The 18,251-nt window shown below is 70.0% G+C and carries 20 protein-coding genes; 7 read left to right on the forward strand and 13 right to left on the reverse strand.

Features of this window, described 5'->3' with window-relative positions:
• Positions 1-45: 45 nt before the first annotated feature.
• Positions 46-522, reverse strand: coding sequence for a DUF2000 family protein (locus tag IEZ21_RS19250; protein WP_189323134.1), 477 nt, complete (start codon positions 520-522; stop codon positions 46-48).
• Here IEZ21_RS19250 and IEZ21_RS19255 point away from each other — a divergent pair.
• Positions 521-1,324 carry a helix-turn-helix transcriptional regulator gene (locus IEZ21_RS19255; RefSeq protein WP_189323135.1) on the forward strand — a complete coding sequence of 268 codons (804 nt, stop codon included), beginning with the start codon at positions 521-523 and terminating at the stop codon, positions 1,322-1,324. The genes IEZ21_RS19250 and IEZ21_RS19255 overlap by 2 nt on opposite strands.
• Positions 1,325-1,345: 21 nt before the next feature.
• On the opposite strand, the gene IEZ21_RS19260 is transcribed toward IEZ21_RS19255, so the two are convergent.
• Both IEZ21_RS19260 and mshA read right to left on the reverse strand, forming a co-directional pair.
• Positions 1,346-1,855, reverse strand: coding sequence for a type III secretion system chaperone family protein (locus IEZ21_RS19260; RefSeq protein WP_189323136.1), 510 nt, complete (start codon positions 1,853-1,855; stop codon positions 1,346-1,348).
• A complete protein-coding gene (gene mshA / locus IEZ21_RS19265) occupies positions 1,848-3,185 on the reverse strand; it encodes a D-inositol-3-phosphate glycosyltransferase (protein WP_189323137.1) in 1,338 nt (445 codons plus the stop codon). Before mshA ends, IEZ21_RS19260 begins: the two co-directional genes overlap by 8 nt.
• A gap of 204 nt (positions 3,186-3,389) precedes the next feature.
• Between mshA and IEZ21_RS19270 the strand changes: the two genes are divergently transcribed.
• The 3 genes from IEZ21_RS19270 (at position 3,390) to IEZ21_RS19280 (ending at position 7,269) form a co-directional block, all read left to right on the forward strand.
• Complete coding sequence (locus IEZ21_RS19270; RefSeq protein WP_189323138.1) at positions 3,390-4,202, forward strand: class I SAM-dependent methyltransferase; 813 nt, start codon at positions 3,390-3,392, stop codon at positions 4,200-4,202.
• Between the two features lie 324 nt (positions 4,203-4,526).
• Positions 4,527-5,600: a C40 family peptidase gene (locus IEZ21_RS19275; RefSeq protein WP_189323139.1), complete on the forward strand. Its 1,074-nt coding sequence runs from the start codon at positions 4,527-4,529 to the stop codon at positions 5,598-5,600.
• Between the two features lie 328 nt (positions 5,601-5,928).
• Entirely contained in the window at positions 5,929-7,269 is a 1,341-nt protein-coding gene (locus tag IEZ21_RS19280) for a PP2C family protein-serine/threonine phosphatase (RefSeq protein ID WP_189323140.1), read from the forward strand.
• 100 nt (positions 7,270-7,369) lie between these two features.
• Here IEZ21_RS19280 and IEZ21_RS19285 read toward each other — a convergent pair whose 3' ends face one another.
• The 5 genes from IEZ21_RS19285 to IEZ21_RS19305 all read right to left on the reverse strand — a co-directional run bounded on the left by IEZ21_RS19285 (position 7,370) and on the right by IEZ21_RS19305 (position 10,780).
• Positions 7,370-7,699, reverse strand: a complete 330-nt coding sequence (locus tag IEZ21_RS19285; protein ID WP_373302245.1) for a DUF2516 family protein — start codon at positions 7,697-7,699, stop codon at positions 7,370-7,372.
• 139 nt (positions 7,700-7,838) lie between these two features.
• Positions 7,839-8,441: a hypothetical protein gene (locus IEZ21_RS19290; RefSeq protein WP_189323141.1), complete on the reverse strand. Its 603-nt coding sequence runs from the start codon at positions 8,439-8,441 to the stop codon at positions 7,839-7,841.
• A 99-nt stretch (positions 8,442-8,540) separates the two neighbouring features.
• Positions 8,541-9,125: a helix-turn-helix domain-containing protein gene (locus tag IEZ21_RS19295; protein ID WP_189323142.1), complete on the reverse strand. Its 585-nt coding sequence runs from the start codon at positions 9,123-9,125 to the stop codon at positions 8,541-8,543.
• A gap of 72 nt (positions 9,126-9,197) precedes the next feature.
• Positions 9,198-10,181, reverse strand: coding sequence for an NADPH:quinone reductase (locus IEZ21_RS19300; protein ID WP_189323143.1), 984 nt, complete (start codon positions 10,179-10,181; stop codon positions 9,198-9,200).
• A 20-nt stretch (positions 10,182-10,201) separates the two neighbouring features.
• Positions 10,202-10,780 (reverse strand): PadR family transcriptional regulator, encoded by a 579-nt coding sequence (locus IEZ21_RS19305; protein ID WP_189323144.1) that lies wholly within the window; start codon positions 10,778-10,780, stop codon positions 10,202-10,204.
• Between the two features lie 125 nt (positions 10,781-10,905).
• On the opposite strand from IEZ21_RS19305, the gene IEZ21_RS19310 reads away from it, so the two are divergent.
• The gene (locus IEZ21_RS19310) at positions 10,906-11,298 is read left to right on the forward strand and encodes an ester cyclase (protein ID WP_246567896.1); all 393 of its coding nucleotides are present in this window, start codon (positions 10,906-10,908) and stop codon (positions 11,296-11,298) included.
• Positions 11,299-11,414: 116 nt separating this feature from the next.
• Here the strand turns inward: IEZ21_RS19310 and IEZ21_RS19315 are convergent, their stop codons facing one another.
• The 3 genes from IEZ21_RS19315 to IEZ21_RS19325 form a co-directional block, all read right to left on the reverse strand.
• Positions 11,415-12,224: an EamA family transporter gene (locus IEZ21_RS19315; RefSeq protein WP_189323205.1), complete on the reverse strand. Its 810-nt coding sequence runs from the start codon at positions 12,222-12,224 to the stop codon at positions 11,415-11,417.
• Positions 12,225-12,495: 271 nt separating this feature from the next.
• Positions 12,496-12,783 (reverse strand): DUF1905 domain-containing protein, encoded by a 288-nt coding sequence (locus tag IEZ21_RS19320; protein WP_189323146.1) that lies wholly within the window; start codon positions 12,781-12,783, stop codon positions 12,496-12,498.
• A 72-nt stretch (positions 12,784-12,855) separates the two neighbouring features.
• A complete protein-coding gene (locus IEZ21_RS19325; RefSeq protein ID WP_189323147.1) occupies positions 12,856-14,166 on the reverse strand; it encodes an MFS transporter in 1,311 nt (436 codons plus the stop codon).
• Between the two features lie 70 nt (positions 14,167-14,236).
• Between IEZ21_RS19325 and IEZ21_RS19330 the strand changes: the two genes are divergently transcribed.
• Entirely contained in the window at positions 14,237-15,259 is a 1,023-nt protein-coding gene (locus tag IEZ21_RS19330) for a GlxA family transcriptional regulator (RefSeq protein WP_189323148.1), read from the forward strand.
• Between the two features lie 398 nt (positions 15,260-15,657).
• A complete protein-coding gene (locus IEZ21_RS19335; RefSeq protein ID WP_189323149.1) occupies positions 15,658-16,551 on the forward strand; it encodes a nitroreductase/quinone reductase family protein in 894 nt (297 codons plus the stop codon).
• A 15-nt stretch (positions 16,552-16,566) separates the two neighbouring features.
• Here IEZ21_RS19335 and IEZ21_RS19340 read toward each other — a convergent pair whose 3' ends face one another.
• Together IEZ21_RS19340 and IEZ21_RS19345 are read right to left on the reverse strand one after the other, a co-directional pair.
• Positions 16,567-16,815 (reverse strand): hypothetical protein, encoded by a 249-nt coding sequence (locus IEZ21_RS19340; RefSeq protein WP_189323150.1) that lies wholly within the window; start codon positions 16,813-16,815, stop codon positions 16,567-16,569.
• The gene (locus IEZ21_RS19345; protein WP_189323151.1) at positions 16,812-18,155 is read right to left on the reverse strand and encodes a S8 family peptidase; all 1,344 of its coding nucleotides are present in this window, start codon (positions 18,153-18,155) and stop codon (positions 16,812-16,814) included. Before IEZ21_RS19345 ends, IEZ21_RS19340 begins: the two co-directional genes overlap by 4 nt.
• Positions 18,156-18,251 lie beyond the last annotated feature (96 nt).

Consider the following 18,251-nt stretch of genomic DNA (forward strand, 5'->3'; position numbering starts at 1 on the left):
CCCCTCCCGCTGAGGGGGCCGGGCAAGAGGACCAGTGCCAGGACCTCAGGGATGCATCCGCGCCCCCTTCACCACCTTGTCCACCCCGTTGCGCGGCCCGTACACCGCGAGCCCCACCAGGTCCAACTCCCCCGCGGCGACGGCCCGTACGGCCGCGCGGTTGTCCCGGTCGTTGCCCGTGGTGAACAGGTCGGACGTGAAGACCGAGCGAGGCAGGGCACGGGTGAGGGCGCGGCTGTGAGCCGCGGTCAGGGTCTCCTTGGAGGCCTCGAAGATCATCACAGGCTGGCGGATCATCGGGAGGTACGGGGTTCCGTCGGCGTCCTCGTACGGCTCCCCGATCACCTCGGGCAGCTCTGTTCCCAGGCCGCTGACCAGGAAGGCGGTCACGTTCAGGCGCTGCCAGGACTCCAGGTCGTCCCTCAGCAGTACGGCGATCTTGGTCTCAAAGCGGATGGGTTCGTTGTCCATGGGACGAGACTGACGGCTGTCGTACGCCACGGTCTTGTACGTTTCTTGCATGGTGCACCGGCAGGAAGTGTCCGCCTGGCGCCCGCATGTCCCGGGTGTCGTGGAGGTCTTCCACGCCCACTTCACCGAGTACGCGTACCCCATGCACGTACACGACGCGTGGACCCTCCTGATCGTCGACGACGGCGCCGTACGCTACGACCTCGACCGGCACGAGCACGGCACCCCGCACGACACGGTCACCCTGCTCCCGCCGCATGTGCCGCACAACGGCTCCCCCGCGACCCCGCACGGCTTCCGCAAACGCGTCATCTACCTGGACGCGACGCAGCTCGACGAGAGCTTCATCGGCCCGGCGGTGGACGGCCCGGACCTGGCGGATCCCGTACTGCGCACCCGAGTCGGACAACTGCACTCGGCCCTGCGGCATCCCGGTGACGAGCTGGAGGCCGCGAGCCGGCTCGCGCTCATCGGCGAGCGGCTGCGCGGGCATCTGCGGCCCCGGCTGACCGGCCCGACCGGGGAACGGCCGTCGCCGGACCGCGGCGTCGCGCACACCCTGCGCGAACTTCTCGACGCCCGGCTCGTCCCGGGCATCGCGCTGGACGAGGCCGCGCGACTGGTGCATGCCCATCCGGCCCATCTGGTACGGGCGTTCAGCGCGGCCTTCGGTATCGCCCCGCACCAGTACGTGAACTCCCGCCGGGTCGACCGCGCCCGCCGCCTGCTTCTCGACGGTCGTCCGCCGAGTGAGGTGGCCACTGCGACCGGCTTCTACGACCAGTCCCATCTGACGCGTCACTTCAAGCGGTTGGTGGGTGTGACTCCGGGCCGGTACGCCCGTACTGCCTGATGTGGACCAGTGAACCGGGCGTCAGTCGCCGCGCGGCTTCGTGAGATGCGCGAACGCGTCCAGGTTGCGCGTCGATTCGCCGCGCGACACCCGCCAGGCGTACTCCTTGCGGATCGCGGACGCGAAACCGAGCTCCAGGAGGGTGTTGAAACCGCCGTCGGCGGCCTCCAGGACCGAGCCGAGCAGCCGGTCGATCTCGTCGGGTGTGACGGCGGCCGGCGGGATTTTGCCGGTCACATAGACGTCGCCGAGCGGGTCGACGGCGTAACTGACGCCGTAGAGCTTGAGGTTGCGCTCCAGGAGCCAGCGGTGGACGCCGGTCTCGTTCTCGTCGGGGTGCCGGATCACGAAGGCGTTGAGCGAGAGGGAGTGTCTGCCGACGATCAGTGAGACGGTCGTGGAGAGCTTGCGAGTGCCGGGGAGCTTCACTACGTAGGTGCCGGGTTCGGGGCTCTCCCACTCGAGTTCGGCGTCCTTGAGGAAGCCCTCGACGACCTGTGCGGCCTGAGTGGCCTGCCGTACGTCAGCCATGGTGGGAGCGTACGCGACGGCGGTGGTCGTGGACCGCCGCCGTGTAGACGTCCGCGGTGGCCGAGGCCGCGGTGTTCCAGCCGAAGGACTTGGCGTGCCAGGCGGCGGCCTCGCCCATCCGCTCCAGGAGCGCGGGGTTGTCGGCGAAATCGCGCAGCACGCGCGCGTAGTCGACGGGATCGTGGCCGGGGACCAAAATGCCGGTCTCCTTGTCGCGTACGGCGACGGGGAGTCCGCCCACCGCCGCCGCGAGCACCGGAGTGCCACTCGCCTGCGCCTCTATGGCGACGAGCCCGAACGACTCACTGTAGGAGGGCATCACGAGGACGGAGGCGGCCCGGAACCAGTCCGCGAGCTGGTCCTGGTCGACGGGCGGGCGGAAACAGACGACGTCGGCGATGCCCAGGCGGGCGGCGAGCTTCTGCAGGCCCTCCGGCTTGGCGAGGCCGCTGCCGCTCGGACCGCCCACTACGGGGACGAGGATTTTCGAGCGGAGTTCGGGGCGCTCCTCCAGGAGGACGGCTACCGCGCGCAGCAGTACGTCGGGGGCCTTCAGGGGCTGGATGCGGCCCGCGAAGAGGGGGATCAGGGCGTCCTGCGGGAGGCCGAGGCGGGCGCGGGCGGCGGCGCGGCCGTCGGCGGGGCGGAAGCGGTCGAGGTTCACACCGGGGTGGACGACCGCGACCTTGCCGGGGTCGGCGTCGTAATGGCGTACGAGCTCGTCGGCCTCTTCGGAGGTGTTGGCGATGAGGCGGTCGGCGGCGCAGACGATCTGGGTCTCGCCGATGACGCGGGCTGCGGGCTCGGGGGCGTCGCCCTCGGCCAGGGCGGCGTTCTTGACCTTCGCCATGGTGTGCATCGCGTGCACCAGGGGGGCGCCCCAGCGTTCGGCGGCCAGCCAGCCGACGTGGCCGGAGAGCCAGTAGTGCGAGTGCACCAGGTCGTAGTAGCCGGGTCGGTGACCGGCCCAGGCCTGCATCACGCCGTGCGTGAAGGCGCACAGCTGGGCGGGCAGGTCCTCCTTGGCGAGACCTTCGTAGGGACCGGCGTCGATGTGGCGTACGAGGACGCCGGGCGCGAGTTCCACCTTGGGCGGCAGGCCCCCGGTTGTCGCGCGCGTGAAGATCTCGACCTCGATGTTGATCGCGGCGAGTCGCTGGGCCAGCTCCACGATGTAGACGTTCATGCCGCCGGCGTCGCCCGTGCCGGGCTGGTGCAGTGGCGAGGTGTGCACGGAGAGCATCGCGACGCGGCGTGGCCTGCGGTGCAGCCTGAGCCTTGGGGGTGCCGCCGGTGAGCGACGCCCGAGCCTGCTCACGTACTGGCTCACGTGGCGTTCCTCCTTGCTGCGGGCATGCCGGACCGGAGGGCTTGGAGTGCCCTCCAAAGCAGGAACGCCGGAGCGCCCTGCTCCATTTCCTCTTTACCGAATCATTGCCGAATCTCGCTCAACCGTTCGAGGCTGCCATGCGTAGACGTGGTGGCGGACACACCCAGGGCCTGCTGTCAGAGCCGCCCCCCTACCCTCGTACGCATGACATCCCGCGCAGCCAGCCGCCCCATGGGCACGGTGACGCGCGGAACCACCAACCCCAACCGGCTGCGGCGCATGGACCGCTGGATCACCGCGGTCCACGGCGCCGAACTGCGCCGGGCCGACGACGCGGTGGCGGTCGACCTCGGTTACGGAGCCGCACCGTGGACCGCGGTGGAGCTCCTCCAGCGGCTTCGCACCGTCGCGCCACGCACGCGCGTGGTCGGCGTCGAGATCGATCCGGCCCGGGTCGCGGCGGCGCGGCCGTACGAGCGGGAGGGGCTCGCCTTCCGGCACGGCGGCTTCGAGATCCCGCTCCCGGAGCGGCCCTTGCTGATCCGCGCGGCGAACGTGCTGCGTCAGTACGAGGAGGCGGAGGTCGCCGAGGTCTGGGCACGGCTGTGCGCCCGCCTCGCACCGGCGTGCGCCGACTCGCGCGGTGGGCTCCTCGTCGAGGGCACCTGCGACGAGATCGGCCGACGGCACGTCTGGGTCGCACTCGGCCCCGAGGGCCCGCGCACCGTCACGTTCGCCACCCGCCTCGGCTCCCTGGACCGCCCCTCCGACCTCGCCGAACGCCTCCCCAAGGCGCTCATCCACCGCAACGTCCCGGGTGAACCGGTGCACGCCTTCCTGCGCGACTTCGACCGCGCCTGGGCGGCAGCGGCGCCCTACGCCTCGTACGGCGTCCGGCAGCGCTGGATACGGGCCGTACGCGATCTGACGGCCGACTGGCCGGTGACGGACGGCGTGACGCGCTGGCGGCAGGGCGAAGTGACCGTGCGATGGGGGGCGTTGGCGCCTCGCGGGTAGTCCGGCAGTCCGGTGGTCCCAGCTGTCATCCCGCGCAATCCCCGCGATCCCGTACCAGTGGCCCCGCACCGGTGACCCCGCGCCCGTGATCGGCGTGCGCTGATACGGCGGGAACGGCGGGAACGATCTCCGCGAGTCGTTCGTCACATGGGCGGGGAGATCATCGTCGAGTGGGCAGGGACCCGAGGGGAGTTGCCGAGTGGGCGGTGACCCGAGGGGAGTCAGGGGAGTTCTCGCGTGCCTCTGTCGGATTGCGGGACGCCATGGCACCATCCCCGAGGCATCCGTAAGTTACTGACGGTAAATCAGCTTGGGGAGCGGAGTATGGGAACGGGCAAGCGGAGCCTGACCACGGTGACCATGGCCCTGGCCTGCGCGGCGGCCATCATGGCCGCACCCGGGGTGGCGTACGCGAATCCGGCACCGAGCCCGACACCGACGCCGTCCTCAAATCCCGCGAGTACCAAGGACCTTGAGGCGATCCGCAAGAAGCTGGACAAGCTCTACCACGACGCGGCGGTCGCCACGGACGCGTACAACGCGGCGGAGGAGAAGACCGAGAAGCAGTCCGCCCAGCTCGTCGAGCTGGCCCGCGCGGTCGTCGAGGGCCAGGAGAAGCTGGACAGGCTGAAGGACCGGGCGGGCGCCGCGGCCCGCGCCCAGTACCGCAGCGGCGGACTGCCGCCCGAGGCGCAGCTGATGCTCAGCGGCGACCCGCAGGAGTACCTGGACGGAGCGGGCCGGATGCGCCAGGGCGAGCAGGCGACCAAGGGCATGCTCGCCGAAATGGCGCGTACGCAGCGGGACTTGAAGCAGTACACGAAGGACGCCTCGGCCCAGTGGCAGAAGCTGGAGGGCAACCGCAAGGCCAAGGCCGAGGCCAAGAAGAAGGTCACGAAGCAGATCGCCGCCGCCGAGAAGCTCGAGTCGGAGCTGGAGGAGGACGAGAAGGAGCGGCTGGCCGAGCTGGAGCGGGAGGCCGCGGCCAAGGCACAGACGGCCTGGCTGGACACCGGTGTGATCGAGAAGGCCAAGGGCGAGGCGACGGCGGCGGGCAAGAAGGCCGTCCAGTACGCGACGGAGCAGATGGGCAAACCATACGAATGGGGCGCCGAGGGCCCGAAAACGTACGACTGCTCCGGACTGACCTCGCAGGCGTGGGCGTCGGCAGGCCAGGCCATCCCGCGCACCTCGCAGGAGCAGTGGAAGCAGCTCGACCGCGTCGACATCAAGGACATGCGCCCGGGCGACCTCATCATCTACAACCCCGACGCCAGCCATGTGGCGATGTACATAGGTGACGGCGCGATCATCCACGCCCCTCGGCCGGGGCGGACCGTGACGATGGCGGGTGCGGGGTCCATGCCGATCCTGGGGGTCGTGCGTCCGGCTGCATGAGGGACGTGGACGTGAGGGACGTGGGCGTGAGGGTGCGGACAGCGGTCCCTGCCGCGCCCTCTCCCGTAACCCCTGATGCGTGACGCACTCCACGTGACGTGCAACACGTTCCGAGGCCTCCAACAACCCCGGCAACGTGACGTTCGTCATTACCTGGAGAGCCAACCGATGTCCAAATCCGTTACAGGATGCGGCATATGACAGGGGCTGTTTTGCGTACCGATCGCTTTACGCCATTCCTATGTGGCGGCAGCTGACGCTATGGTCCCCGTCGGTGGGCTAGACCTTGTCCCACCGTGCCCTCGGGGGGAGGGAAGGAACCAAGACGATGCCCGTACCCGTACCGCGGCAGAGAGCGATCCCGGCCGTGGAAGGTGGTCAGGCTCGCGCCGCCTCCAAAGTCGGCGCCATGGCCGACACCGCGTCCGCACCGGGCGCCCCGGCCGCCCAGACACCACCCTCGGCCACGCGTGACACCGGCGCCTTGGCCGGCAGCGCCCCGTTGACGCTGCTCGTCATCGAGGACGACCCGGCCGGTTCGCTGAGCGTGCCCGAACTGCTCGACTCGGCCGGCAAGCCGATCCGGGTCCGTACCGCCCGCAACCTCACCGAGGCCGGGCGGCTGCTCACCGACGACGTCCAGTGCATCCTGCTCGACCTCGCGCTGCCGGCGCCCGGCCGGGCCGTCGAGGGCGACGACGAGCTGGCCACGCTCAAGCGCGTACTGCGGCTCGCGCCCCGGCACGCCGTCCTCGCACTCACCGCGTCCGAGGACGCCGAGCGCGGCGCGGAAGCGGTACGCGTCGGCGCCCAGGACTACCTCTTCCGCGACGAGCTGGACGGCCGGCTGCTCAGCCGCGCGATCCGGTACGCGGTGGAGCGAAAACGGTCGGACACCACCGAGCGGCAGCTCGCCGAGGGCCGGGTTCGCGCCCAGGAGAACCGCCGCCTGGAGCGCGGTCTGCTGCCCACACCCCTCCTGGAGGGCTCCTCACTGCGGTTCGCCGCGCGCTACCGGCCCGGCCGCTCGCGCGCACTGCTCGGCGGCGACTTCTACGACACCGTGCGCACCCCGGACGGCACCGTGCACGCCATGATCGGCGACGTCTGCGGGCACGGCCCCGACGAGGCGGCGCTCGGCGTGGAGCTGCGCATCGCCTGGCGCGCGCTCACGCTGGCCGGCCTGTGCGGCGACGAACTGCTCGGCACTCTCCAGCAGGTCCTGGAGCACGAGCGGGACAGCGACGAGATCTTCGCGACGCTCTGCACGGTGGACATCGCACCGGACGGCCGCCGCGCCGGCCTGTGCCTGGCCGGACACCCCACCCCGCTGATCGCCCGCTCCGGCCACGTCGCCGAACTGCTCCCGTACGAGAGCGGCGGCCCGGCCCTCGGCCTGCTGCCGAACGCCCGCTGGCCGCGCCGACAGGTGGAGCTGGGCGGCGCGTGGAGCCTGATGCTCTACACGGACGGCCTGATAGAAGGCCGGATCGGCGCGGGCAAGGAGCGGCTGGGCCAGGAGCGGATGGTCGACATGGTCCGCCGCCAGCTGGCACAGGGCCTGAGCGGCGAGGAACTCCTGAGGGCGGCCGTGAACGAGGTCCGGGACCTCAACGGCGGGGAGCTGACGGACGACGTGGCGGTACTGCTGCTCGACCGGGGACCGTAAGGACCGTGCCGGGCCGCACGCCACAAGGGTGTACGCCTCCGGCCTCCGTACTCTGCGGACGTACGACCTCTCGCTACGGGCTTACGCGGCCTCGCGGCTGTCAGCGTCCGCCGTTATAAGGCCCGTACGGACCGTCGCTGCTGCTGCCCCCGCGACGGCCGCCGCCACCCGAGACCTGCTTGATCGCGGGGCGTACGTCCACGAAGAAGACGATCGTGGCGATGAGCCCGGCGATCTGCAGGAACAGGATCGGCACCAGCAGGTTCACGGCCACCGTGACGCCGAGCATGATCATCCAGAACATCTTGTTCTGCTTGTCCGCAGCGCGGTACGCGTCGTCGCGGGCCATCGCCGCCATCACCAGCGCCACCACGGCGAGCACCAGCATGCCGAGGAAGAGCAGCGACATGAAGCCGCCGAATGCCGTCATCAACACTGTGCCCACCACCCGAGTCGAGTCGTCTCTACGCCGTCACCGTACCCGGAGAACGGGTCGGGGACTCCGATAGTGCCCGGAGTCCCCGACGGTTCTTGCATGGGTGAATCTCTGTCAACGCCCCGTACGCCGCTTACTTGCTGGGCGGCGTCGTCTTCTTGGCCGTGGTCTTGCGAGCGGCCGGGGCCTTCTTGGCCGGGGCCGGCTTCTTCGCCGCGGCGGGCTCGGACTTGGCCTCGGCCGGCTTCTCGCCCTTGGCCTCGGCTACCTCGGCCGGCTCCGGGTTCGGCTCGACGGCGACCGCCAGCTCCTCGATCTCCTCGGCAGCCTCGCCGCGCCAGGTCTTCACGGTCTGCTCACCGTGCTCGGCGACCTTCTCGTAGGTCTCCCGCGCCTTCACGGCGTACTCGGCGGCCACGCCGACACCGCGCAGGGCGAAGTCCTGAGCGGTCTCACCGATCTTCTTCAGGTCGGTGTCGAGCGTGCTGATGAACTCCGTGACCTTGCTCTGAAGGGTCTCCTGCGCCTCCTTGGCGCGGGTGGTGGCCTTCTCCTGGACGGCGTTCGGGTCGATCTGCTTGACGGCCTCGATACGGGACGGGGCCTCGGTACGGATCTGCTCCACGATCGTGGGCACCTTCTTGGCCTGCTGGATGGCAAGGTCAGCGGTGCCGGCGGCGAAGTAGAGCGGGGTCGGGTTGCTGAAGGTCTTGCGCAGGTCTTCGGTGATCGCCATGGCGATGGTCCTTCCGGAATCGCTAAGTGAGGGTTTTATGTGAGGGTTTGTGCTACGGCGTACGACCGCTGCTCCGCGGTGGGGCTCCGTCGCCCCGGGTCAGCTCGCGGACTGCCGACCGTGCGGTTCACCGCGATCGTTCTCGTCACTCTTGTCGGTCTTGCGGTCGTTCTTCGTGTTCTCGTGCCGGCTGTCCTCGTCGTACGGGTCGCGCTGCACGGCCTCGCTGCCGTCGGCCGCGCGGGCCCTGTCAACGGCGGTGACCCGACCTTCCGTTACGCCCTGAGCATCCAGATCATCCTGAACGTCCTGGAATTCCTCGACATCCTTGATCTCGAAGCCGTTCTCCTTGCGGAAGGACTCGTAGATCTGGAGCAGCACCTGCTTCTGCCGCTCGCTGAGCGTCGGGTCGGCGATGATGACGGCTCGCGTCTCCACCTCGTCCCGGTCCCGCTCGGCGTCGAGGATCCCGGCCCGCACATACAACGTCTCGGCGGAGATCCGCAGGGCCTTGGCGACCTGCTGCAACACCTCCGCGCTCGGCTTGCGCAGCCCGCGCTCGATCTGACTCAGATACGGATTGGACACCCCGGCGGCCTCGGCGAGCTGCCGCAGACTCAGCTGCGCATTGCGCCGCTGCTCCCGCAGATACTCACCAAGATTGCCGACGTTGAGCGTTGCCATGCCTCCACTCTGCCCCAGCCGCGCTAACTATTGCAAGCGCCTGCTTGCAATAGTGCGCTACGCCACTGCGCGCTATTGGGGGATGGTGACCAGGATGCGGCCGTGGCCACCGCCGGCGTCGACGTGGTCGTGGGCCTTGGCGATGTCGTCCAGCGGGTAGCGGTCGCGGACGTCGACGGTGAGGGCGCCGACGGCGGCTGCGGAGGTGAGATCGCGGGCGGCCTGACGCTTGGCCTCGGCAGGGAAGTCGTCGCTGCCGAGCAGCCGCAGGGTGACGTTGTTGAACAGCAGGGGCCAGAAGGGGATCTCGGTGCGGTCCGCGCGGGTGGCGTAGGCGGCGATGACGGCCTCGTTGGCGGCGACGGCGTTGTCGAGGTCGGCGTTCTCGGACAGCGCGACCTCGACGATGCGGTCGACGCCCCGCGGCGCGTACGAGCGGATGGCCGCGACGGGGTCACCGGTGTCCAGGGCGACGGCGCGGGAGACGACGGCCGGGTCGACGCGGTCGAGGTCCGCGGTTCGGCGGACGGTGGCGATCACGGTGGCGCCGGCCCAGTGGGCGAGCTGGGCGGCCAGGGAGCCGACGCCGCCGAGAACGCCGTGGACCAGGACCAGTTGGCCGTCGACCGGGCCGTCGGCGAAGACGGTGCGGTGGGCGGTGATACCGGGGATGCCGAGGCTCGCGCCCAGCTCGTCGCTGAGGTGGTCGGGCAGCGGGACGGCCAGATCCGCAGGGACGACGGTGTACTGGGCGGCCGTGCCAAAGGGGCGGTAGGACTGGGCCCCGTACACCCAGACTCGTTGCCCGACGCGGCGAGCGTCGACTCCGGCGCCCACGGCGTCGATGACTCCGGCGCCGTCGCTGTGCGGGATCACCCGCGGGAAGGGCATGGACGAGCCGAGCCAGCCGCGCCGCTTCTTGGTGTCGCCAGGGTTGACGCCCGAGACGGTGACGCGGACGCGGACCTCGCGGGGGCCGGGGACGGGATCAGGGAGTTCGCCGACGTGCAGGACATCGGCGGCGGGTCCCTGGTCGTCGTACCAGGAAGCAAGCATGGAGATACCTCCGTGGGCGGTCAGCTCGCGGGGGCGGCGGGCGCATGCGGATCGTTGTCAGTGACCGTGGTGTCGAATGCGGGCGGTTTCTCGCCGAGGGTCTCGCGCAGCCAGGTCCGTTCGGCGCGGCTGGTGGCGCGGGCAGTGAGCAGCATGCCGCGCCGGTAGGGGTCGGCGATCTCCTCGGCGCGCAGGGGCCGGTCGTTGTCGTAGAAGAAGCTCGCGGGTTCTTCCAGGAACTCCAGCCGTCTGCGCAGCACCGCGTGCTGTTCGGCCACGTCGGGCAGGTGGGAGAGGAATGCCAGGACGATGTAGAACCGGGTGAAGTCGGTGATCTCGTGGTCGGCGGGCTTGCGCAGGCGCTGAAGCATTTCGGCCCGTCCGGCCGGGGTCAGGCTGAGCACGTACCGGGCCGCCCCCGCGGCCGGGTCGGCGCGCCGCTCGATGAGGCCCGCCTTGGTCAGACGATTGATCGCCGGATACAGGCTGCCGTCACTGACCGGCCGCGTGTAGCCGGTCAGCTGTGAGACGCGGCGGCGCAGCTCGTGTCCGGGCAAGGGTCCCTCGGCCAGGAAACCGAGTATCGCGAGTTCGAGCATGGGTCCATCTTCGCACGCCTACATCGAATCGATGTAAACATCGATTCGATGTTACGCTCCCAGGTATCCACCCATCGTCTTTGGAGAGGCACAGCAAGATGCCGGCGCAGTCCAGCGAGTCAGTGATGAACCGCTTCGTCGAGTTCATCAACACGGGCGACGAGGGTCTCGCTCGCGAGGTCATTTCTCCGGACGCGGTGTTCCACGCACCCAGTCACCCGGAACCGCTGCGGGGGCCCGATGGGTACATGGAAGTCCTCGGGATGATGCGCAGCGCCTTCCCGGACGTCCAGTGGACGCTGGAGGAGACGGTCACCGAAGGCGACACGGTCGCCGCGCGGTTCACCATGCGGGGAACCCACGACGGTGAATTCTTCGGGATCCCGGCGACCGGCAACAAGATCTCGGTGCAGGCCATGAACTTCTACTATCTGGCCGACGGCCGGATCGTCGGCGAACGGGGGCAGCCCGACCTCCTCGGGGTGATGCAGCAGATCGGTGCCGTACCGGCGCCATGAACCCAGGCGGGCTGCGTACCTTCTTTCGCGCGGAAATACCGCCGTCGGGAAGGGCCCGTACGTCGCCATGGCGGAGGGCGAAGGCACACACGGGGATGCGGGCGCCCGGCGCGGGTTCACCGCAAGAGGTCGGTCTTCTTCTTCGAGTGGCCGGCGGCGGTGCCCACGGAGACAGCGTTGGCGGCGACAATCACGGTGACGGCCAGCCACGAAGCCGCACCGAGATGCTGGTCGAGGACGAGCATGCCGATCAGCGCGGCGAACACCGGATTGACGCTCATGAAGATCCCGAAGAAGCGGGCGGGGACCCGGCGCAGCGCGAGCAGGTCGGCGAGAAACGGCACCGCGGAGGACAGCACACCGGCGGCCAGCGCGCACAGCAGGGCTCCGACGGTGGGCTGGTGGAGCCACAGGGCAGCGGCGCCGAGGGGCAGATAGAGCAGGCCGGAGACGGCCGCGGCGGCGGCCGATCCCTGCAGCCCGGGCAGGCGCTCGCCCACGGTGCGGTTGAGCAAAATGTCACAGCCCCAGCAGACGGCGGCGATCAGGGCCAGGCCGATGCCGAGAGAGTCCGTGCTGGGCCGGGGACGGGTGAGGACCACCACGCCCGCCGCAGCGACGAGAGCACAGGCCAGATCGATACGGCGGCGGGAGCTTGCCAGCGCCACAGCAAGCGGGCCGAGGAACTCCAGGGTGACCGCAAGGCCGAGCCCGATCCGGTCGATCGCCGCATACAGCGTGAGGTTCATGGTCGCGAACACCGCGGCAAGACCCAGGACCGGCCGCCACTGCGCGGCAGTGAATGAACTCAGGTTCGGCCGGCCGGCGCACAGCAGCACCACGGCGGCCACCCACTGGCGCACCGCCACCACTCCCACCGGCCCGAGCACCGGGAAGGCGAGCGCGGCGATTGATGCTCCGACCAGCTACGGTCGTCTTGATGCTGGTGTCCTGCTCGCCCATGACCCCGCATTCTGCACGTACAGGACACACACGGTGACAACTCAGCTGCGAACACGCAAGTGGTGCCAACAAGCTCACGCATTCGGTGACAGATACCGCTGCGACCTCAACGGGGCATCGCAGGTCAGCCGACGACGTCGGTGACACCTAACGCTGAAAGTCACAGCCACTTGGCACCGGCAGGTCGTTCTTCGTTGCCAACCTGCGCCTGCTAACCCGCAGGGAGCTCACTGCTCAGATTCGGACCGTCAGCTTCACGGTCACGTCGTCACCTGCCGTGAGGCCCTGCGGCTTGCGCACAGCGTCCTTGAGAGGCAGCAGGTATCCGCCGTCCTTGGGGAAGAGCGACGTCCCGAAGGCAATCTCGCCGATCCGGGCCTCGACCGGGATCACGCCCCAGCCGTACGTGGCCATCGCGGCCACCTCGCGTATGTCGTCGCACTCCTCGCCCGGCACGCGGACGAAGTAGTACGGCGACGGCCCGCGCCATTCGATCACCTGGCCGGTGAAGACGAGTTCCATGGGGTCAGTCTTCCTGTTCGCCGGCGGCACCGGTACGAGTTCGGCCGGTTCATCCAGGCGCGTCCGGGCGCGTCAGTTTCCGTGGGGATGACGGGCGGGACCCGCGCCTCGCCGACCCTGATGCACCTGCCCGTGGCGGCCGTACTCGTGGCCGTACTCGTTCCGGGCCTTGCCCGTACCGGAACGCGGGCCGAGCCATGAGCCGGGGCGTACAAGGAGTGTGGTGGCTGCCACCAGGGCCGTGACCAGGAATGCGGCGCGCAGTCCGTGGCTGTCCGCGAGGGCGCCGAGTGTGGCGGGGCCGGTGATGGTGCCCAGGCCTACGAAGAGGATGGTCGCGGTGAAGCCGGTGGAGGGCTTCTCCGGGAAGGTGTAGTAACTCCAGACCGCGAGCAGCGCCGAACCGGCCATGAAGCACGGCCCGTACAGCACCGCGGAGGCGGCCACGGCGGGCAGCGAGCCCGGGGCGGTGCCGAGCAGGGCGACGGCGACGGCGAGGCCGGTGAACAGCCCGATGTGCGTGCGGCGCAGACCGTGGCGGGTGATGGCATGGCCGGTCAGCGCGCCCGCCGTACCGGCCAGCCCCATCAGGGTCCAGAACAGCGGCGCGGTGGCCGAGCCGGAGCCGGTCTCGTCGGTGATCGCCTCGATCGCGTACGCCCAGTACACGGCGCCCACCAGCCCGTACGAGACCGCCGTGAGGTAGAGCGGGACGGCGCGGCGGCGCAGGAACCAGCCCCGGCCTGCCCCTGATCCGGCTCGGTCGGCCTCGCTCCGCCCGCGTGCGCCGTGCGGCGCTGCGTGGTGCGAACCGCCGGGCAGCACCAGCGCGTTGTAGACCGTGGCGGCCAGCGCGGCCACGGCGAAGACCGACCAGGCGTGCCGCCAGTGGGAGTTACGGAGGAACAGGGCGAGCGGTCCCGCGACGACGACGCCGAAGGCGGTGCCGGTGGCGATCACCGCCATGACGCGCTCGCGACGGTTCCGCGGGATCACACGGTCCACCACGTCGGAGTACGGAGCCCAGACCCAGCCGGAACTCATGCCCGCCAGCACCAGACCCGTGGTGAGGGCGGCCGGATCGCGGGCGACGGTGACCAGGCCCATGCCGGCGGTCGCGCACCCTCCGCCCATGATCACCATGGCGCGCGGGCCGAAACGGGCGACCAGCGTGCCGACCAGAAGCAGGGCCACCACGAAGCCGATGTAGCTCGCACTGCCGATCAGACCGACCGTCGCGACGGACAAGCCGAACTCCCGGCGGAATTCGGGGAGGTAGAGGCCGTAGCCATAGCGGGCGAAGCCGAAGGTCACGCCGATGGCGCTGAGTCCGGCGAGACCGACGTGCCACTGGGGACGACCGATGATGCGTGTCATAGCCATATCTCAAGCCTGTGACCTGGGGAGACGCCGAACCAGTGGCGGAAACGTCAGGAAGCACTAGATTTACGTCATGGCCAAGGACAAGTACGCCGACGACAAGCAGGCAGGACCGATACGCGTTGTGGTCGCGCTCCTGGAGAAGGCCTCTCTGTTCGAGCTCTCGGTGCCCTGCGCCGTGTTCGACGAGGGTTACGAGCTGACGCTGTGCAGCACCACGCCTGGTGGCATCCAGCGGGCGCCCGGCGGGCTGAGCCTGACCGCCGAGCGAGGCGTGGACGCGTTGCGGGAGGCCGACCTCGTCGTCGTACCGGCGTGCGTGATGGGCGACGCGTACGAGCCGCCCGAGGAACTGCTCGACGAACTGCGTGCCGCGCACGCCCGAGGGGCACGGGTGGCATCGCTGTGTTCCGGGGCGTTCGTGCTGGCCGCGGCCGGACTGCTGGACGGGCGCGAGGCCGCCACGCACTGGATGTACGCGGACGAACTGCGCCGCCGCCATCCCCGCGTACGCGTCAACGAGCGGGCCCTGTACATCGATGACGGCTCCATCCTCACCAGTGCGGGTACCGCGGCCGCCATCGATCTCTGCCTGCATATCGTGCGCCACGACTACGGCTCGGCGGGGGCAGCCGAGGTCGGCCGCCGTATGGTCGTCGCCCCGCACCGGGAGGGCGACCAGTCGCAGTACGCACCGGCCCGCACGCCCCGCGTACAGACATCGGGGCAGGGACTCGCCCCGGTCCTGGACTGGGCCCTGGAGCGACTCCAACAGCCGCTGACAGTAGGGGAGTTGGCGGCACGTGCCGGAATGAGTACTCGTACCTTCGAGCGGTACTTCGCGCGCGAGGTCGGCACCACTCCGCTGCGCTGGCTCAACCAGCAGCGGCTGGCGCGCGCTCGGGAGCTGCTGGAGACCACCGACCTCCCGGTGGACACCGTCGCCCAACGCAGCGGACTGGGCAGCGGCGACGGCCTCCGCCAGCACTTCCACCGCGCGCTCGGCACCACCCCGGCCGCTTATCGCCGCGCCTTCCGCGTGCCGCACAGCCATGGCGAGAAATACGGCATTGCTCAACCGCCCGCATTCCATTAACGTCTTCCCCGTGACTGCCGGGTCGGCCATGGGCCAAGAGCGAGTTGGGTTCCCGGCCTCTGCGTGAGGCCGGGGTGGGCCAGGGGCCCGCCATTTTCTGAGTACGCGTATTGAGTACGGCGGCTGCGTCGCCACGCGTGTTTTCTTCCGTGATCCGTGATCCGCGTGCCCGTATGCCCCTTGCCGACGCTCACGCGACGTCTTCACCTGGTGCCGGATGCCTTTCGCCCGGTGCCGGATGTGTTCTCACCTGGTGCCGGATGCGCTCCGGATCACTCCGTCGAAATCCGCGCACCCTTCCGCCGTTCCTTCACCACGGTCGCGCCCCATTCGCCGCCCGTGGTAATTCGCCCTGCCCTCATGCAGAAATTCGCAGAGTCCCGAGAAGAAAGAAGAGAATGCCCAACGAATTCAACCGACAGGTCATCGAAGAGTTCCGCAGAAACGCCGGCCAGGTGGGCGGCTATTTCGAAGGAGCCCGGCTGCTCCTGCTGACCACCACGGGAGCCCGTACCGGCACCCGGCACACCACCCCCGTCGGCTATCTCCCCGACGGCGGCGGCAGGGTCCTGGTCATCGGCTCGGCGGGCGGTGCGCCGAAGCACCCGGACTGGTTCCGCAACCTCCTCGTCCACCCTCAAGTCACCGTGGAAACAGGGGTGTTCACGTACGAGGCACGGGCCGTCGTCCTGGAGGGCGAAGAGCGCGACCGGGTCTTCGCACGGGCGGTCGAGGCCGAGCCGGGCTGGGCGGAGTACCAGGCGAAGACCGACCGCGTGATCCCCGTGGTCGCCCTGCACGAGATCCCGAGCGACGGCCCGCCGAACGTGGCCGCCTCATCGATGGGTGAGTACCTCAAGGTCATCCACGACGCGTTCCGACGCGAACTCGCCCTGATCCGCAAGGAATTCACCGACGCGGGGCCGGGCACCACCGCCCTCGGCGCCCAGCTCCGCGTCAACTGCCTGACCTTCTGCCAGGGCCTGCACAACCACCACACCGGCGAGGATGTCGCCATGTTCCCGGCTCTCGCCGGCCGCTATCCCGAACTCGCCCCGGTCATCGACCGCCTGAGCCGGGAGCACGAGCAGATCGCCGCGCTCACAGAGGAGTTGAAGACGGTCATCGACACCGCGGGCCCCAACACCGCGGACCCGGGGAGCGAGGGCGGCCCCGCCTCCGTACACAGGGAACTCGTACGCAAGGAAGTCGAACGCCTCACGGACGCACTCGAAGTCCATCTGACGTACGAGGAGGAGCAGTTGATCCCCATACTCGACGCGCCGGCCTGATCACCGGATGTGAACTCACTGGATCGAGGAGTCGGGCGGGGGCAGTTGGATGGTGATGTCCCGGTCCACGGATTCGACGCCGTCGACCGCCTCCAGGGCCGGGACACGGTCCTCCGCGACGGTGCCGGAGAGCGTGCCGAGGATCGGCTGCTCTCCGGTGACCGTCAGTCCGGCCTGCCGCAGGGCCTCGACCACCTCCGCGAACCGGTCGGGGTCGACCGCGAGGACGACCCCGACCGGAGCGGACCGGTTCGACTCGCTCACGGCGCCTGGAGCAGACCGGCGCCGACGTCCCGGGCGGGCAGCATCAGCGGGAACGCTCCGGACTTCAGGGCCGCCACGAGGTCGGCCGCGGAGGCGTTGGGGTTCGCCTGGGAGAGCAGGGCGATGACGCCCGCGACGTGCGGCGTGGCCATGCTGGTGCCGCTCATGGGCTGGTACCCGCCGCCGGGGGCAGCCGAGTGCACCTGCCAGCCGGGGGCTGCGATGTTGACCTCGCCGCCCTGGCCGTTGACGCCGCCGTTGGAGAAGAAGGCCGACGTGATCGCCTTGGTCAGCGCGGCCACCGCGAGGATGGAGGGGCAGTTGGCGGGCCGGCCGACGGGCTTGATGTCCGGCGGACGGTTGCTCTCGTTGCCCGCGGCGGCGACGATCACCGTGCCCCGCTCGAGCGCGCGCTGGGCCAGCTTCTCGTACGTCTGCGGGAACAGCTCACCCGGCTGGACGCGCGCGCCGAGGGACAGGGAGATCACCCGTGCGCCGTGGGCGACGGCCCAGGCCATGCCCGCCAGGATCTGGCCGTCGGTGCCCGTGCCCGCGTTGTTGAGCACCTTCGCCGCGAGGATCCGGGACTCGCAGGCCACGCCGTAACGGGGTCCCTGCTGCGGCTTGGCCGGGCCGGCCGCGGTGCCGATGCAGTGCGTGCCGTGACCGTTGCCGTCCACGACGCTCTCGTTGGGCACGAAGGAGGCCGTCGCCTCGATGCGGCCGGCGAAGTCCGGGTGGTCGGTGTCCACGCCGGTGTCGAGGACGGCGATCTTCACATCGCGTCCGGTCAGGCTGGACAGGTGTGCGTGGATCGCCTGCAGGCCCCAGGTCCACCTCTGCTCGTCCCAGGCCGGGCCCTGGGCGGCGGCCATCTCGGCCCGCGTGTGGCGCGCGACCACGTCCTCGTCGCTGCGGTAGGCCGGGTAGAACTCGGTCGGCGCCTGCTGCGGAGTGATGACCGGCGAGGCGTAGACCAGGCGCTCCGGCTCCGCCGCGATGATCGAGGGCTCCGCCTCGGCCGTGGTCACCAGCGCGTGGCGCTGCTCCGGCCGCACCTCGACGACGGCGACGCCGAGTTCCTCGAAGTGCACCGAGACGTCGGGGCGCTCCAGGAGTTCGGCGATATTGCCGGCCTCGGTTCCTCGGACACGTTCGACGGACGCGATGTCGGCGGAGGAACGCAGTGCGTTCAGTCCGCTCTCCTGGTTGCTCTGGTCGAGCAGGATCACGTACCGGCCGGTGTACTCCGTGCCCTGGCCCATCCCGGGGCTGTTGGGCCAGCCTGGTCGGCCCGGCTGCTCGCCGAAGGCGCGTCGGTCCATGGATCCGTTCGCCATGTGGTTCTCCCGCTTTCTGTGCGCTCCCCCTGTTGCGTGGACGCGCGCCGACGCACGGACTGTCAGGCACCACGGATCGTGGGGCGCGGTTCAGCC

This window comes from Streptomyces flaveus (assembly GCF_014647675.1).
Taxonomy (GTDB): Bacteria; Actinomycetota; Actinomycetes; order Streptomycetales; family Streptomycetaceae; genus Streptomyces; species Streptomyces flaveus.

Coding starts and splice junctions, on each gene's coding strand:
- IEZ21_RS19325 (WP_189323147.1), bottom strand. CDS start 14,166: ATGGCTATGACACGCATCATCGGTCGTCCCCAGTGGCACGTCGGTCTC.
- IEZ21_RS19345 (WP_189323151.1), bottom strand. CDS start 18,155: ATGGCGAACGGATCCATGGACCGACGCGCCTTCGGCGAGCAGCCGGGC.
- IEZ21_RS19330 (WP_189323148.1), top strand. CDS start 14,237: ATGGCCAAGGACAAGTACGCCGACGACAAGCAGGCAGGACCGATACGC.
- IEZ21_RS19260 (WP_189323136.1), bottom strand. CDS start 1,855: ATGGCTGACGTACGGCAGGCCACTCAGGCCGCACAGGTCGTCGAGGGC.
- IEZ21_RS19285 (WP_373302245.1), bottom strand. CDS start 7,699: ATGACGGCATTCGGCGGCTTCATGTCGCTGCTCTTCCTCGGCATGCTG.
- IEZ21_RS19275 (WP_189323139.1), top strand. CDS start 4,527: ATGGGAACGGGCAAGCGGAGCCTGACCACGGTGACCATGGCCCTGGCC.
- IEZ21_RS19255 (WP_189323135.1), top strand. CDS start 521: ATGGTGCACCGGCAGGAAGTGTCCGCCTGGCGCCCGCATGTCCCGGGT.
- IEZ21_RS19300 (WP_189323143.1), bottom strand. CDS start 10,181: ATGCTTGCTTCCTGGTACGACGACCAGGGACCCGCCGCCGATGTCCTG.
- IEZ21_RS19310 (WP_246567896.1), top strand. CDS start 10,906: ATGAACCGCTTCGTCGAGTTCATCAACACGGGCGACGAGGGTCTCGCT.
- IEZ21_RS19270 (WP_189323138.1), top strand. CDS start 3,390: ATGACATCCCGCGCAGCCAGCCGCCCCATGGGCACGGTGACGCGCGGA.
- IEZ21_RS19335 (WP_189323149.1), top strand. CDS start 15,658: ATGCCCAACGAATTCAACCGACAGGTCATCGAAGAGTTCCGCAGAAAC.
- IEZ21_RS19305 (WP_189323144.1), bottom strand. CDS start 10,780: ATGCTCGAACTCGCGATACTCGGTTTCCTGGCCGAGGGACCCTTGCCC.
- IEZ21_RS19295 (WP_189323142.1), bottom strand. CDS start 9,125: ATGGCAACGCTCAACGTCGGCAATCTTGGTGAGTATCTGCGGGAGCAG.
- IEZ21_RS19250 (WP_189323134.1), bottom strand. CDS start 522: ATGCAAGAAACGTACAAGACCGTGGCGTACGACAGCCGTCAGTCTCGT.
- IEZ21_RS19320 (WP_189323146.1), bottom strand. CDS start 12,783: ATGGAACTCGTCTTCACCGGCCAGGTGATCGAATGGCGCGGGCCGTCG.
- IEZ21_RS19290 (WP_189323141.1), bottom strand. CDS start 8,441: ATGGCGATCACCGAAGACCTGCGCAAGACCTTCAGCAACCCGACCCCG.
- IEZ21_RS19280 (WP_189323140.1), top strand. CDS start 5,929: ATGCCCGTACCCGTACCGCGGCAGAGAGCGATCCCGGCCGTGGAAGGT.